Below are 13,345 nucleotides of genomic sequence, written 5' to 3'. Positions count from 1 at the left end.
AGAAGGTGCGGCAGGAATTCCCTGCCGCACCTTGGGAGGGGCTCAGAGCCCCGGCAGGAACTGGCGGATGCGCTCGACGAGGGTGTCCAGGCTCTTGGCCTGGTGGGTGTCGACGCGGGTGCTGTGGGCTTGCTCTTCGCTGTCGAGGGCCTCGCGACTGGCGTGCTGTGCCTGTACCACCTCCAGGGTGGCGTCGGACGGGTCGGTGCCCTGCTGGCGACGCTGCTCCAGCCAGCCGCCAATGACCGCGTCCGGGGCCTGGCAGTCGAGGATCAGGAACGCGGTGCCGGCCTTCTCGGCCACGGCGCGAGCGCCCTGGCGCTGGGCGCGCTTGAGGTAGGCGGCGTCGAGCACCACCGGGAAGCCGGCGCTCAGTACCTGCTCGGCCAGCTCGTGCAGGCGCTGGTAGGTGGCCTCGGTGGATTCGGGGCTGTAGATGCCGCTGTTCAGTTCGCCGTCTTTCCCCGGCTGCTCGCCGAACAGGCGCTTGCGCTCCACGTCCGAACGCAGGCGGATGGCACCCAGGGCTTCCACCAGACGCAGGGCGACGTGGCTCTTGCCGACCGCAGAGACGCCGTGGGTGATAGCGAGGAAGCGCAGCGGGATGGCGCTATAGCTCTCTGCCAGGTTGGCGTAGTTGCGGTACTGGCGCAGGGTGGCGGCGCGCTGCACGGCATCGGTCTGGTGGGCGAGGCTGAACAGGGCGACCTTGGCGCGCACCAGGGCGCGGTAGGCCTTGTAGAAGTTGAGCAGGGCCAGGCCGCGGTAGTCGCCGGTTTCCTCGAGGTAGCGGCTGACCAGGCGGCGGGAGAGCGACTTGAGGCCACGGTCTTCGAGGTCCATCGCCAGGAAACCGATGTCGGCATAGACGTCGGTGAAGCGGAAGGGCTCGTTGAACTCGATGCAGTCGAACAGCACCACTTCGCCATTGATGAGGGTGGCATTGCCCAGGTGGATATCGCCGTGGCACTCACGGATGAAACCGTCGCGCTTGCGCTCGGCCAGCAGCGGCTTGAGGCGCTCGAAGCTGCTCTGCGCCCAGGCTTCCAGGGCGTCGAGTTGCTGCAGGTCGGCCTTGGCCTCGAGCATCGGGCGGATCTGGTCGAAGTTCTGCTGCACCGGCTGCATCACGGCTTCGGGCGTGCCCAGCGGGTGCTTCTCGTCCACGCGGGGGGCTTCGAGGTGGAACCGGGCGATCTGCTCGGCCAGGGCATCGACGTGGGCCGGGCTCAGTTCACCGCGGGACTGGATCTCGCTCAGCAGGTTGCTTTGCGGGAACTGCGCCATGCGGATGGCGTACTCGATCACCGGGCCTTCGCCTCCCAGGCGGGGGGCCGACTCGCTGCCGGTGATGGCCACTACATCCAGGTAAAGGTCATGGGTCAGGCGCTGGTTGAGGCGGACTTCCTCGGTGCAGAAGTGCTGGCGGTCTTCCAGACGGGTGAAGTCGAGGAAGCCGAAATTCACCGGCTTCTTGATCTTGTAGACGTAGGGACCGGTGAGCAGCACCCAGGAGATATGGGTTTCGATGACGCTGAAGGCTTCCACCGGATGGGGGTAGAGGCTCGGGTCCTGAAGGGCTTGGATCAATTGTTGGCTCACGGTCGTTCCTTGTTCTGGCACGTGCAGAGGCGGGCATTATGGGTGCTGTGCGCCACTCTGCAAACCGTCAGGGGGCGCCTTCTGGCGCTGGGCAAAGTGCGTATAATGCGCCGCCATGACTCGTTCCCGATCCCCCCGCTCCCGTAAGAAACCCCGTTCCAGTGGCTTGCGCAGGCTCTTCGGCTGGGCTTTCAAGCTCAGCCTGGTGGGCCTGGTCGTCCTGGCGGGCTTCGCCGTCTATCTGGATGCCATCGTCCAGGAAAAATTCTCCGGCAAGCGCTGGACCGTGCCGGCGAAGGTCTATGCACGGCCCCTTGAGTTGTTCGTCGGGCTGAAGCTGGCCAAGGACGACTTCCTCAAGGAGCTCGACGCCCTCGGCTACCGTCGGGAGAGCGCTTCCAACGGGCCGGGTTCGGCCTCGGTGGCCGGCTCGACGGTGGAGTTGAACACCCGTGGCTTCCAGTTCTACGAGGGGGCTGAGCCTGCGCGGCTGATCAAGGTGCGCTTCTCAGGTGACTACGTGGCAGGGCTCAGCCAGGGCAGCGGTGCCAACCTGGCGGTCGCGCGCTTGGAGCCGCTGCTGATCGGCGGCCTCTATCCCGCCCACCACGAAGACCGGATTCTCATCAAGCTGGACCAGGCGCCGCCCTACCTGGTGGATACGCTGGTTGCGGTGGAGGACCGAGAGTTCTTCAACCACTGGGGCGTCTCGCTGAAGTCCATCGCGCGGGCCATCTGGGTCAACGCCACCGCCGGCCAGTTGCGTCAGGGCGGCAGCACCCTGACCCAGCAGTTGGTGAAGAACTTCTACCTGACCAACGAGCGCAGCATCACCCGCAAGGCCACTGAGGCGATGATGGCCGTGTTGCTGGAGATGCATTACGACAAGCGCGAGATCCTCGAGGCTTACCTGAACGAGGTGTTCCTCGGTCAGGACGGCCAGCGCGCGGTACACGGTTTCGGCCTCGCCAGCCAGTATTTCTTCAGCCAGCCGCTTTCCGAGCTCAAGCTGCATCAGGTGGCGCTGCTGGTGGGGATGGTCAAGGGTCCGTCCCAGTTCAACCCGCGCCGCAACCCCGAGCGCGCGCTTGAGCGCCGGAACCTGGTGCTGGACCTGCTCGCCGAGCAGGGCGTGGTCACGGCCGAGGAGGCTGCAGCGGCGAAGGCCAAGCCCCTGGGCGTGACGCCGCGCGGCAGCATGGCCGACAGCTCCTATCCGGCGTTCCTCGATCTGGTCAAGCGCCAGCTGCGGGAGGACTACCGAGACGAGGACCTGACCGAGGAAGGGCTGCGCATCTTCACCAGCTTCGACCCCATCCTCCAGTCCAAGGCCGAGACGGCCCTGGAAGAGACGCTCAAGCGCCTGGCAGGCCGCAAGGGCGTGGACGAGGTGGAGTCCGCGATGGTGGTGAGCAATCCGGAGACCGGCGAAATCCAGGCCCTGATCGGCAGCCGCCAGCCCCGCTTCGCAGGCTTCAACCGGGCCATTGATGCGGTGCGCCCGGTCGGCTCGCTGATCAAGCCCGCTGTCTACCTGACGGCGCTGGAGCGGCCCAGCCAGTACACCCTGACCAGTTGGGTGCAGGATGAGCCCTTCTCGGTGAAGGGGCAGGACGGCCAGGTCTGGACGCCGCAGAACTACGATCGCCAGGCCCACGGCACGATCTTCCTCTACCAGGGGCTGGCCAACTCCTACAACCTCTCCACGGCCAAGCTCGGCCTGGACATCGGTGTGCCGAATGTCCTGAAGACCCTGGAGCGCCTGGGCGTGTCCCGCGAGTGGCCGGCGTATCCGTCCATGCTGCTGGGCGCTGGTGCGCTCAGTCCGATGGAAGTGGCGACGATGTACCAGACCCTGGCCAGCGGCGGTTTCAATACCCCGCTGCGGGGCATTCGCAGTGTGCTGACGGCGGAGGGTGAACCGCTCAAGCGCTACCCCTTCCAGATTCAGCAACGCTTCGATCCGGGTGCCATCTACCTGGTGCAGAACGCCATGCAGCGTGTGATGCGCGAAGGTACGGGGCGCTCCGTCTACAGCCAGTTGCCGGCGTCCCTGACCCTGGCGGGCAAGACCGGCACCACCAACGATTCGCGTGACAGCTGGTTCGCCGGTTTCAGCCAGGACCTGCTGGCAGTGGTGTGGCTTGGCCGCGACGACAACGGCAAGACGCCGCTGACCGGTGCCACGGGTGCGCTGCAGGTGTGGACCAGCTTCATGCGCAAGGCCGATCCGCTGCCGCTCGACATGCCCATGCCGGAGAACGTCGTCCAGGCATGGATCGATCCGCGTACCGGCCAGGGCTCCGATTCGAGCTGCCCGGGTGCGGTGCAGATGCCTTATATTCGCGGCAGTGAGCCCGCCCCTGGCCAGGCCTGTGGAGCGGGTGCGCCGGTGGACTCGGTGATGGACTGGGTCCGCGGCTGGATGCAATGAACCAAGAGGACCTGATGTGAACAAAGGCTGGATTCCTGCGGTTACCGTCGCACTCATGCTCGGTGGTTGCGCCACCCCTCAGCGCAATGCCATTCCTGTCGTCGACTCCGGTGGCCCGATGTCCGAGCAGGAAGAGGGCGCGGGCGGTTACCGTGCGCCCGTGCAGGCTGCCCAGCCTCGCTATGAGCCGCAGGATGCGGGCGTCGTGGTGATGGTTCCGGGGGCCGCTTCCGGCTCGTCCGCACAGGCCATGCCGGCACCGAGTGCGCCCATCAGTGGTTCGGTGACCTCTGGCCCGATCACTCCGGGGCCGCTCGTCACTGGCCCTGCAGCAGGCGTTTCGGCACCTGCCGCCAGCCCCAATTACGGCAGCACCTATTCCGCCCCGAGCGCGCCGTCCATGCCGAGCGGCATCCCCTCCAGTGGTGGCCTGGCTGCCGACGAGCAGCTGGATGGCCCGGTGCTGGCCTTGCTGACCACTGCCCAGCAGCAACAGGGTGGCGGTGATCTCAACGGTGCTGCGTCCAGTCTCGAACGTGCACAGCGCATCGCTCCTCGTGAGCCTCAGGTGCTCTACCGCCTGGCGGAGGTCCGCCTCGCCCAGGGGGACGCTGCCCAGGCCGAGCAGCTGGCACGGCGTGGTCTGAGCCTGTCCAACGGGCGTCCTTCCCTCCAGGCGGGCCTTTGGGAGCTGGTGGCCAAGTCTCGCGAGCGTCAGGGTGATCCGGCAGGTGCTGCCCAGGCACGTCAGCGCGCTCGGGTCAGCTCCTGATGGACGTGCGCCTGGCCGAGGTGGCTGATCAGCTGCTGCTGATCGAGCGTGAGCTCCGCTTGCTCGGCTGGTGGGCGGAGCAGCCGCCCAGTGCCGAGGCGCTGGCGAGCCAGGCGCCGTTCTGCGTCGACACGATGGCGTTCGAAGAGTGGCTGCAGTGGATCTTCCTGCCGAGGATGAAGGTGATCCTCGAGGCCGGTGCCGAATTGCCTCGGGTATCCGGCATCCTGCCCATGGCCGAGATGGCCTATCAGGAACGTGCAGGGAACGTGCGGGGGCTTCTCGAAGCGCTCGGCGCTTTCGATCGGTTGATCGGCAGCGCCGGCTGAGCAGGTCGGGCGGTGCGTTACTGGCAGTTCTCGGCGATGGCCTTCTGTGTTTCCTTGAGGCGGGACTGACGCTCTTCTTCAGTCAGGCGGCGAACCTCTCCCTTGTCTTCCACGCGCAGGCGCGGGTTGTTCTGCATCTGTGCCAGGTTGGTGCGCAGCTGGGTGCAGTATTCTTTGCGCTCGGCTTCCTGCTTGGCGACGTCCTTCTTCACTTTCTCGTCGATGGCTTTTTGCTCGTCCTCGCTGGCAGGCTTGGCCTGAGTGGGCGCCTTGGCCGGCTCTTCGGCTTTGTTGAGAACCGGGTAGGGGTTCTCGAAGCTCGCCTTCGGCTCCTTGGGCTCGGCCTTGCCGGTGGAGACCTGGGTCGAATCCTGGCCTTGCGGAGGTTGTGCGCCGAAATGCGTGACACCCTGGGCATCGACCCACTTGTAGACCTGGCCGGCCATGGCCGAGGTGCTGAGGGCGAGAACCAGGCCTGCGAAAATCATGCGATGCATGGGGGTTCCTTAATAAGAAGGGGAGTCCGGCGGTAACTATAACCAAAGTCCCGTGGCTGTGATCCAGCGTGTGTCACAGCATTTCGCGCGATATTCCGTTAGGGATGACTTGACTTGCGGGGCCCTAATCCGAAGAATCCAGGGTTCGCTGTTCCAGTGGGCCGGCCGCAAGTCGGAAGCTGTAGCAGTCGATGAGGTGCACACCCGCGCCGACCCGCATCACCCTGCAACGCGTTACCTCGCGCTGGGTGGGAAAGCCCCGCAACAACTCTCAGGGGCCGCCCCAATGCTTGTTCTGCCAGTGGCTGACGTAGTCGGCGACCACCAGTCGCTCATGCCCTGTAGACGAGCAATCCTTTCAGGCTGTCCGGTCGCGGGCAGTATTCTGGCGTTCTAGAGGTGATAAACGTGGAGCTCTTATCTGGCGCTGAAATGGTCGTCCGCTCCCTGCGTGACGAAGGCGTTAAGTACATTTACGGGTACCCGGGCGGTGCCCTCCTGCATATCTACGATGCCCTGTTCAAGGAAAGCGACGTGACCCACATCCTGGTCCGTCACGAGCAGGCTGCTACTCATATGGCTGACGGTTACGCCCGTGCCACCGGCAAGGCCGGTGTGGTGCTGGTGACTTCCGGCCCCGGTGCCACCAACGCCGTTACCGGCATCGCCACCGCGTACATGGACTCCATCCCGATGGTGATCCTGTCCGGCCAGGTGCCAAGCAACATGGTGGGTACCGACGCGTTCCAGGAGACCGACATGGTCGGTATCTCCCGCCCGATCGTGAAGCACAGCTTCATCATCAAGCACCCGTCCGAAATCCCCGAGGTGATCAAGAAGGCGTTCTACATCGCCCAGTCGGGTCGTCCGGGACCTGTAGTGGTCGACATTCCCAAGGACATGGGCGACCCGACCCAGAAGTTCGAGTACAGCTACCCGAAGAAAGTGAAGCTGCGCTCCTACAGCCCGGCCGTTCGGGGGCACTCGGGGCAGATCCGCAAGGCTGCCGAGCTGCTGCTGGCTGCCAAGCGCCCGATCCTTTATTCGGGCGGCGGCGTCATCATGGGCGGCGCATCCGAGTCGCTGACCGAGCTGGCCAAGATGCTCAACCTGCCGGTGACCAACACCCTGATGGGGCTGGGCGCGTTCCCGGGCATGGATCGTCAGTTCGTCGGCATGCTCGGCATGCACGGCAGCTACACCGCTAACCTGGCGATGCACCATGCGGACGTCATCCTGGCCGTGGGTGCCCGTTTCGATGATCGCGTGATCAACGGTGCGAGCAAGTTCTGCCCGAACGCCAAGATCATTCACATCGACATCGATCCGGCGTCCATCTCCAAGACCATCAAGGCCGACATCCCGATCGTGGGGCCGGTCGACAGCGTGCTGACCGAGATGGTCGCGATCCTCAAGGAAATCGGCGAGACGCCGAACCGCGAGACCGTTGCCAGCTGGTGGAAGCAGATCGACGAGTGGCGTGGTGACCGTGGCCTGTTCCCCTATGACAAGGGCGACGGCAGCATCATCAAGCCGCAGACCGTCATCGAGACGCTGTGCGAAGTCACCAAGGGCGATGCCTACGTCGCATCCGACGTGGGTCAGCACCAGATGTTCGCGGCCCAGTACTACCGCTTCAACAAGCCCAACCGCTGGATCAACTCCGGTGGCCTCGGCACCATGGGCTTCGGCTTCCCCGCTGCGATGGGCGTGAAGCTGAACTTCCCGGATGCCGACGTGGCGTGCGTGACCGGTGAGGGCAGCATCCAGATGAACATCCAGGAGCTGTCGACCTGCCTGCAGTACGACCTGCCGGTGAAGATCGTCAACCTCAACAACGGTGCGCTGGGCATGGTCCGCCAATGGCAGGACATGCAGTACAACAGCCGCTATTCCCATTCCTACATGGAATCGCTGCCGGACTTCGTCAAGCTGGTCGAGGCCTACGGCCACGTGGGCATGCGTATCACCGATCTCAAGGACCTGAAACCGAAGATGGAGGAGGCGTTCGCACTGAAGAATCGCCTGGTGTTCCTCGATATCCAGGTGGATCCGAGCGAGCACGTCTATCCGATGCAGATCCGGGATGGCGCCATGCGTGATATGTGGCTGAGCAAGACGGAGCGGACCTGACCATGCGACACATCATTTCCCTGTTGCTTGAGAACGAACCCGGAGCCCTGTCCCGCGTCGTCGGCCTGTTCTCCCAGCGCAACTACAACATCGAAAGCCTGACCGTAGCGCCGACCGAAGACCCGACCCTGTCTCGTCTTACCCTGACGACCGTGGGCCAGGACGACGTGATCGAGCAGATCACCAAGAACCTCAACAAGCTGATCGAGGTGGTGAAGCTGGTCGACCTGTCGGAGAGCGCGCACATCGAGCGCGAGCTGATGTTGGTTAAGGTGAAGGCCACTGGCGCCCAGCGCGCCGAGGTCAAGCGCACCACCGATATCTTCCGTGGGCAGATCGTCGACGTGACCAGCAGCGTCTACACGATCCAGCTCGCCGGTACCAGCGACAAGCTCGATAGCTTCATCCAGGCGATCGGCACCAGTTCGATCCTCGAAACCGTGCGCAGTGGCGTGACGGGCATTGCCCGCGGCGACAAGGTGCTGAGCATCTGATTGCTGTTGAATGGAAAACCCCGCCTTGTGCGGGGTTTTTTATTGCCTGGATTTATTGGCGGCGATTCCAGAAGGCGGCGATAAGCGGATCCTTCAGGCGCTTTTCCAGGGCGAACAGGCCGATGTCGTAGGCGGCCAATGGCGGTTGGATATCGTAGAGGCGTATGCGTCCGGCCAAAGGGCTGTTGTCGAGGACGATCTGCGGGACCACGCCAATCCCGAACCCAAGGCTCACCATGCTGACGATGGCTTCGTTGCCGCTGACCTGAGCATAGATGTTGGGCTTGATGCCATGACTTTTCAGCCAGCGGTCGGTACGGGTCCGGGCGAGGCCCTCTTCCGAGAGAATCATCGGCACGTCCTTCCAGCTTTGCGCCGTAGGCTGATGCAGTTGTTCCTCGGTCAGCAATTGGGGTGATTGCGGGCCGATGAAGCGCAACTCGGAGCGGGTGATCGACTGGAAGTCGATGCCGGCTGGCAGGTTGTCGGGCCGGGCGCCGATGGCGAGGTCTTCCAGCCCCTGTTGCACCCGTTCGACGGCCTTTGCCGGGTCGCCGGTGTGCAGCTTCATCTCGATGCGCGGGTAGTCCTGGCGGAAGCTGCTGAGGATGTCGTAGAGGAAGCTGTAGCTCGCCGTCACCGAGCAATACAACGACAGCTCGCCGTGCAGGTCCTGCTGGTCCTGCATGAGACGTTGGCGGATGGCATGCCAGCCACTCATGACCTCGCTGGCGTATTCGCGGAACTGCTGGCCCTCGCGAGTCAGCTGCACCGAACGGCTGTCGCGCACGAACAGGGGGGCACCCAGTTCCTCTTCGAGCTGCTTGATGCTGCGGCTGAGTGCTGAGGGGCTGACATGCTGCTCCCGGCTGGTCTTGCCAAAGTGCAGGTTGTCTGCCAGGGAGAGAAAGAGCCTGAGAGCGTGGCTGTCCATGTATATTTCATTTATCGGCACGTTGCGTTGCGAATATATCATTTTACGCAATGAGACGGATCGCTTAATGTGCCCTTGTCGCGGTGTGCGCACCCCATTCCTTTCGTTATAAGAGCCAGAAACATGAAAGTTTATTACGACAAAGATTGCGATCTCTCCATCATTCAGGGCAAGAAAGTCGCCATCATCGGTTACGGCTCCCAGGGCCATGCCCAGGCTTGCAACCTGAAAGACTCCGGCGTCGACGTCACCATCGGCCTGCGCAAGGGTTCCGCCACCGTCGCCAAGGCCGAAGCCCATGGCCTGAAGGTCACCGACGTTGCCAGCGCTGTTGCTGCGGCCGACCTGGTGATGATCCTGACCCCGGACGAATTCCAGGGCCAGCTGTACAAGAACGAGATCGAGCCGAACATCAAGAAAGGCGCCACCCTGGCCTTCTCCCACGGCTTCGCCATCCACTACAACCAAGTCGTACCGCGTGCCGACCTCGACGTGATCATGATCGCGCCGAAAGCTCCGGGTCACACCGTGCGCTCCGAATTCGTGAAGGGCGGTGGTATCCCTGACCTGATCGCCATCTACCAGGACGCTTCCGGCAATGCCAAGAACGTTGCCCTGTCCTACGCCTGTGGCGTGGGCGGCGGCCGCACCGGCATCATCGAAACCACCTTCAAGGACGAAACCGAAACCGACCTGTTCGGTGAGCAGGCCGTTCTGTGCGGTGGCTGCGTCGAGCTGGTCAAGGCCGGCTTCGAAACCCTCGTCGAAGCGGGCTATGCCCCCGAGATGGCCTATTTCGAGTGCCTGCACGAGCTGAAGCTGATCGTTGACCTCATGTACGAAGGCGGTATCGCCAACATGAACTACTCGATCTCCAACAACGCCGAATACGGTGAGTACGTGACCGGTCCGGAGGTCATCAACGCCGAATCCCGTGCGGCCATGCGCAACGCTCTGAAGCGTATCCAGAACGGCGAATACGCGAAGATGTTCATCCAGGAAGGCGCATCCAACTACGCCTCCATGACGGCCTACCGCCGTAACAACGCTGCTCACCCCATCGAGCAGGTTGGCGAGCGTCTGCGCGCAATGATGCCGTGGATCGCCTCCAACAAGATCGTCGACAAGGCCAAGAACTGAGTTCTGGTCCATGCATGAAGAAACGCGGCCTTGGCCGCGTTTTTTCATTGGGGCGCCCGCATCTGGTATAAAGCGACATCGCTGGGCCCGGTAGTTTCTGCCTTCGGCCCGGCTAAATTCATCTGCATATCTGCAAGGATGTTGTTCATGAGTGACCGTCCCGAAGAGCCCGGCAAGGCTCCAGAACCTGAAAGCCTCCTGCCCATCGACGAGCATGTCGAGGAAGGGCACGACGATCAGGGGCGCAAGGTTCGCCATCGCGGTATCTACCTGCTTCCCAACCTGTTCACCACGGCCAACCTGTTCGCCGGCTTCTACGCCATCATCAATGCCATGAGCGGTAATTTCTCCGTTGCAGCGGCGACCATTTTCGTGGCGATGGTCCTCGATAGCCTGGATGGGAGAGTGGCTCGCCTGACCAACACGCAAAGTGCTTTCGGTGCCGAGTACGACTCGTTGTCGGACATGGTGGCCTTCGGTGTGGCTCCGGCATTGCTGGCGTTCGAGTGGGCCTTGAGTGGCCTCAACAGCGTCGGACTTACCGTTGCCTTCATATATGTCGCCGGAGCTGCGCTCCGCCTGGCCCGTTTTAATACCCAGATCGGCAAGACCGACAAGCGCTACTTCATCGGCCTCGCCAGTCCGGCGGCGGCGGGGGTCGTGGCCGGCACGGTGTGGGCGTTCAGTGACTTCGGTATCAAGGGCTCCAACATGTCCTTCATCGTCGCCATGCTGGTGGCGGCTGCGGGCATGCTGATGGTCAGCAATATCAAGTACTACAGCTTCAAGGACCTGGATCTGAAAGGGCGCGTACCTTTCGTGGCGATCCTCGTGGTGGTGTTGGCCTTTGCCGTGGTCTTCAGTGATCCGCCGCGTATCCTGCTGTTGATCTTCCTGGCCTACGCTGCTTCCGGTCCGGTGCAATACTTGCTCCAGATGCGCCGCCGCCAACACGTCGAGTGATGTAATTTTCCCGCGGCTCCGCAGTCTACTGGCCAAACCGAAGCCGTACTGCGGAGTCCCCGATGCTTATCAAGGTTTCACCTCCCTCTATCGCTCGCGAAAGCGAGGTCGCTCCTGAATCCATCTATCTGTCCCGTCGCACCTTCATGGCAGGTGTGGGGGCTGCCGCTGCACTTGCTGGCTTGCCTGTGCGCGCAGACGGGCCAGGTGACTATCCCGATGTAGAGCCTGCGCCGACTCCCGCCTGGTTAGAGGAGAAGTTGTCGGCTGCTCGTTGGCGGGCAAGCGTGCCGGGCAATGAGCCTATTACCCCGTTCGCCGACGCTACCCACTACAACAACTTCTACGAGTTCGGCACCAACAAAGGTGATCCTGCCCGCTATGCAGGCGCGCTTGCTGTCGAGCCATGGACAGTCAAGGTGGATGGCGAAGTCGGAAAACCGGGCAGCTTCGGTCTGGAGGACCTGGTCAATCCCCATCAGTTGGAGGAGCGCATCTACCGGCTCCGCTGTGTAGAAGGGTGGTCCATGGTCATTCCCTGGCTTGGCTTTCCGTTGGCGGAGCTGTTGAAACGGGTCGAGCCCACTTCCAAGGCACGCTTCGTCCGTTTCGAGGCACGAGTCGAGCCGGAGCAAATGGCGGGTGTGCGTTCGGGGTTGTCCCTTATCGACTGGCCATACGTTGAGGGCTTGCGCATCGACGAAGCGATGCATCCGCTTACCTTGATGGCTGTTGGTATGTATGGGCGAGTGCTGCCCAACCAGAATGGAGCGCCGTTGCGTCTGGTGGTGCCTTGGAAGTATGGCTTCAAGAGCATCAAGTCCATCGTCCGCATCAGTCTGACGGAGGAGCAGCCTTCGACGACTTGGCAGCTGATCGCGCCGAACGAGTACGGCTTCTATTCGAATGTGAACCCGGATGTAGACCATCCCCGCTGGAGCCAGGCGCATGAGCGGCGCCTGCCGAGTGGCCTGTTCAATCCCAATGTGATTCCGACACGGCTTTTCAATGGCTATGAGGAGGTCGCTGGCCTCTACGCCGGGCTCGATCTGCGGAAGAACTACTGATGCGTTATTGGCAATGGAGGTTCGTTGTCTTCCTCGGCGCTCTGGTGCCTCCGGTGTTATGGCTATATCAGGCGTGGATCTTCGCCCTGGGGCCTGATCCGGGAAAGGCGCTCGTCGACAGGTTGGGCTTGGGTGTTCTCTGGCTGTTGCTGATCACTCTCAGCATGACCCCTCTGCAGAAGATGACCGGGTGGGGTGGATGGATTGCAGTCAGACGCCAGCTTGGTTTGTGGTCCTTCTTCTATCTATGCCTACACATAACGGCTTATGCCATCTTTCTGCTCGGGCTCGATCTGCAGCAGTTGGCGAGCGATCTGGGGAAGCGCCCCTATATCTTCGTGGGGGCAGTAGCCTTTGCAGGGCTTCTGATTCTGTCGCTGACGTCCAACCGCTACAGCATCCGGCGGCTTGGGAGGCGCTGGAAGCTGATTCACCGGAGCGTCTATGGAATCCTGGGGCTTGGCCTGCTCCATATGCTCTGGGTCGTGAGGGCTGACATGACCGAATGGGCAGCGTATGCGGTGTTGGGTGCTGTGCTTATGGGGTTGCGGCTACCTGGTGTTGCGAAGCTTCTGCCAAGGATCTTCCGGGGCGCGCTGAGAGTTGATGGAAATATTTCAAAATAGGTGTTGACGCCGTGGCTGAGGTCTCTATAATGCGCACCACTCCCACGGCGGACAGCGAAAACTCCTTTAAAATCAATGAGTTAAGTGTCTGAGGTGGGGTGCGGTTCCGGAGTGGTTGCGGATTCGCGGTGATTGATCTGCCAGCCAGGTTGATTGCTGAAGAGGGGTGTTGACAGCGAGCTTGAATGCTGTATGATTCGCCTCCCGCTGATGTTGAAGAGTGTTTCGACGGATGCGCAAGTTGTTGAGTAGAAAGAAAAAATTCTTCGAAAAACAGCTTGACAGAAAGAAAGGCTGCTGTAGAATGCGCGGCCTCGGTTGAGGCGAAAGACTTGATCGAAACGCTCTTTAAAA

The 13,345-nt window shown here is 62.4% G+C and carries 13 protein-coding genes; 9 read left to right on the top strand and 4 right to left on the bottom strand.

The genetic code is table 11. The annotated features are described in order from the left end of the window. Positions 1-42: 42 nt before the first annotated feature. On the bottom strand, positions 43-1,602 hold the full coding sequence (locus SZ55_RS06725; RefSeq protein ID WP_044403303.1) for a bifunctional aminoglycoside phosphotransferase/ATP-binding protein: 1,560 nt from the start codon (positions 1,600-1,602) through the stop codon (positions 43-45). A 115-nt stretch (positions 1,603-1,717) separates the two neighbouring features. Between SZ55_RS06725 and mrcB the strand changes: the two genes are divergently transcribed. From mrcB to SZ55_RS06710, 3 genes are read left to right on the top strand one after another with little or no spacing between them, the layout of a single operon-like run. Beyond that, on the top strand, positions 1,718-4,036 hold the full coding sequence (gene mrcB / locus SZ55_RS06720) for a penicillin-binding protein 1B (protein WP_107330811.1): 2,319 nt from the start codon (positions 1,718-1,720) through the stop codon (positions 4,034-4,036). A gap of 16 nt (positions 4,037-4,052) precedes the next feature. Further along, the gene (locus tag SZ55_RS06715; protein WP_082078160.1) at positions 4,053-4,808 is read left to right on the top strand and encodes a tetratricopeptide repeat protein; all 756 of its coding nucleotides are present in this window, start codon (positions 4,053-4,055) and stop codon (positions 4,806-4,808) included. After that, the gene (locus SZ55_RS06710) at positions 4,808-5,137 is read left to right on the top strand and encodes a YqcC family protein (RefSeq protein ID WP_044403298.1); all 330 of its coding nucleotides are present in this window, start codon (positions 4,808-4,810) and stop codon (positions 5,135-5,137) included. Before SZ55_RS06715 ends, SZ55_RS06710 begins: the two co-directional genes overlap by 1 nt. Before the next feature lie 17 nt (positions 5,138-5,154). On the opposite strand, the gene SZ55_RS06705 is transcribed toward SZ55_RS06710, so the two are convergent. Further along, positions 5,155-5,634, bottom strand: coding sequence for a DUF4124 domain-containing protein (locus SZ55_RS06705; RefSeq protein WP_044403296.1), 480 nt, complete (start codon positions 5,632-5,634; stop codon positions 5,155-5,157). A 408-nt stretch (positions 5,635-6,042) separates the two neighbouring features. Between SZ55_RS06705 and SZ55_RS06700 the strand changes: the two genes are divergently transcribed. Together SZ55_RS06700 and ilvN are read left to right on the top strand one after the other, a co-directional pair. Further along, on the top strand, positions 6,043-7,767 hold the full coding sequence (locus SZ55_RS06700; RefSeq protein ID WP_044403294.1) for an acetolactate synthase 3 large subunit: 1,725 nt from the start codon (positions 6,043-6,045) through the stop codon (positions 7,765-7,767). A gap of 2 nt (positions 7,768-7,769) precedes the next feature. After that, positions 7,770-8,261 (top strand): acetolactate synthase small subunit, encoded by a 492-nt coding sequence (gene ilvN / locus SZ55_RS06695; RefSeq protein ID WP_044403291.1) that lies wholly within the window; start codon positions 7,770-7,772, stop codon positions 8,259-8,261. Positions 8,262-8,313: 52 nt separating this feature from the next. Here ilvN and ilvY read toward each other — a convergent pair whose 3' ends face one another. Then, the gene (ilvY, locus tag SZ55_RS06690) at positions 8,314-9,195 is read right to left on the bottom strand and encodes an HTH-type transcriptional activator IlvY (RefSeq protein WP_044403290.1); all 882 of its coding nucleotides are present in this window, start codon (positions 9,193-9,195) and stop codon (positions 8,314-8,316) included. Positions 9,196-9,318: 123 nt separating this feature from the next. Here ilvY and ilvC point away from each other — a divergent pair, with 123 nt between their 5' ends. The 4 genes from ilvC to msrQ all read left to right on the top strand — a co-directional run bounded on the left by ilvC (position 9,319) and on the right by msrQ (position 12,991). Next, complete coding sequence (gene ilvC / locus SZ55_RS06685) at positions 9,319-10,335, top strand: ketol-acid reductoisomerase (RefSeq protein WP_044403288.1); 1,017 nt, start codon at positions 9,319-9,321, stop codon at positions 10,333-10,335. A 147-nt stretch (positions 10,336-10,482) separates the two neighbouring features. Further along, entirely contained in the window at positions 10,483-11,298 is an 816-nt protein-coding gene (gene pssA / locus SZ55_RS06680) for a CDP-diacylglycerol--serine O-phosphatidyltransferase (protein ID WP_044403286.1), read from the top strand. Between the two features lie 62 nt (positions 11,299-11,360). Further along, on the top strand, positions 11,361-12,365 hold the full coding sequence (msrP, locus tag SZ55_RS06675) for a protein-methionine-sulfoxide reductase catalytic subunit MsrP (protein ID WP_044403283.1): 1,005 nt from the start codon (positions 11,361-11,363) through the stop codon (positions 12,363-12,365). Then, positions 12,365-12,991, top strand: a complete 627-nt coding sequence (gene msrQ, locus SZ55_RS06670) for a protein-methionine-sulfoxide reductase heme-binding subunit MsrQ (RefSeq protein ID WP_044403281.1) — start codon at positions 12,365-12,367, stop codon at positions 12,989-12,991. Before msrP ends, msrQ begins: the two co-directional genes overlap by 1 nt. Positions 12,992-13,071: 80 nt before the next feature. On the opposite strand, the gene SZ55_RS28620 is transcribed toward msrQ, so the two are convergent. After that, positions 13,072-13,345, bottom strand: a 274-nt coding sequence (locus SZ55_RS28620) for a hypothetical protein (RefSeq protein WP_236692398.1), incomplete at its 5' end; no start/stop codon positions are given.

The organism is Pseudomonas sp. FeS53a (assembly GCF_000931385.1).
In the GTDB taxonomy this organism is placed as follows: domain Bacteria; phylum Pseudomonadota; class Gammaproteobacteria; order Pseudomonadales; family Pseudomonadaceae; genus Metapseudomonas; species Metapseudomonas otitidis.
The sequence above is the reverse complement of the archived record's forward strand: the minus strand, read 5'-3'. Positions and strand labels throughout refer to the sequence as shown.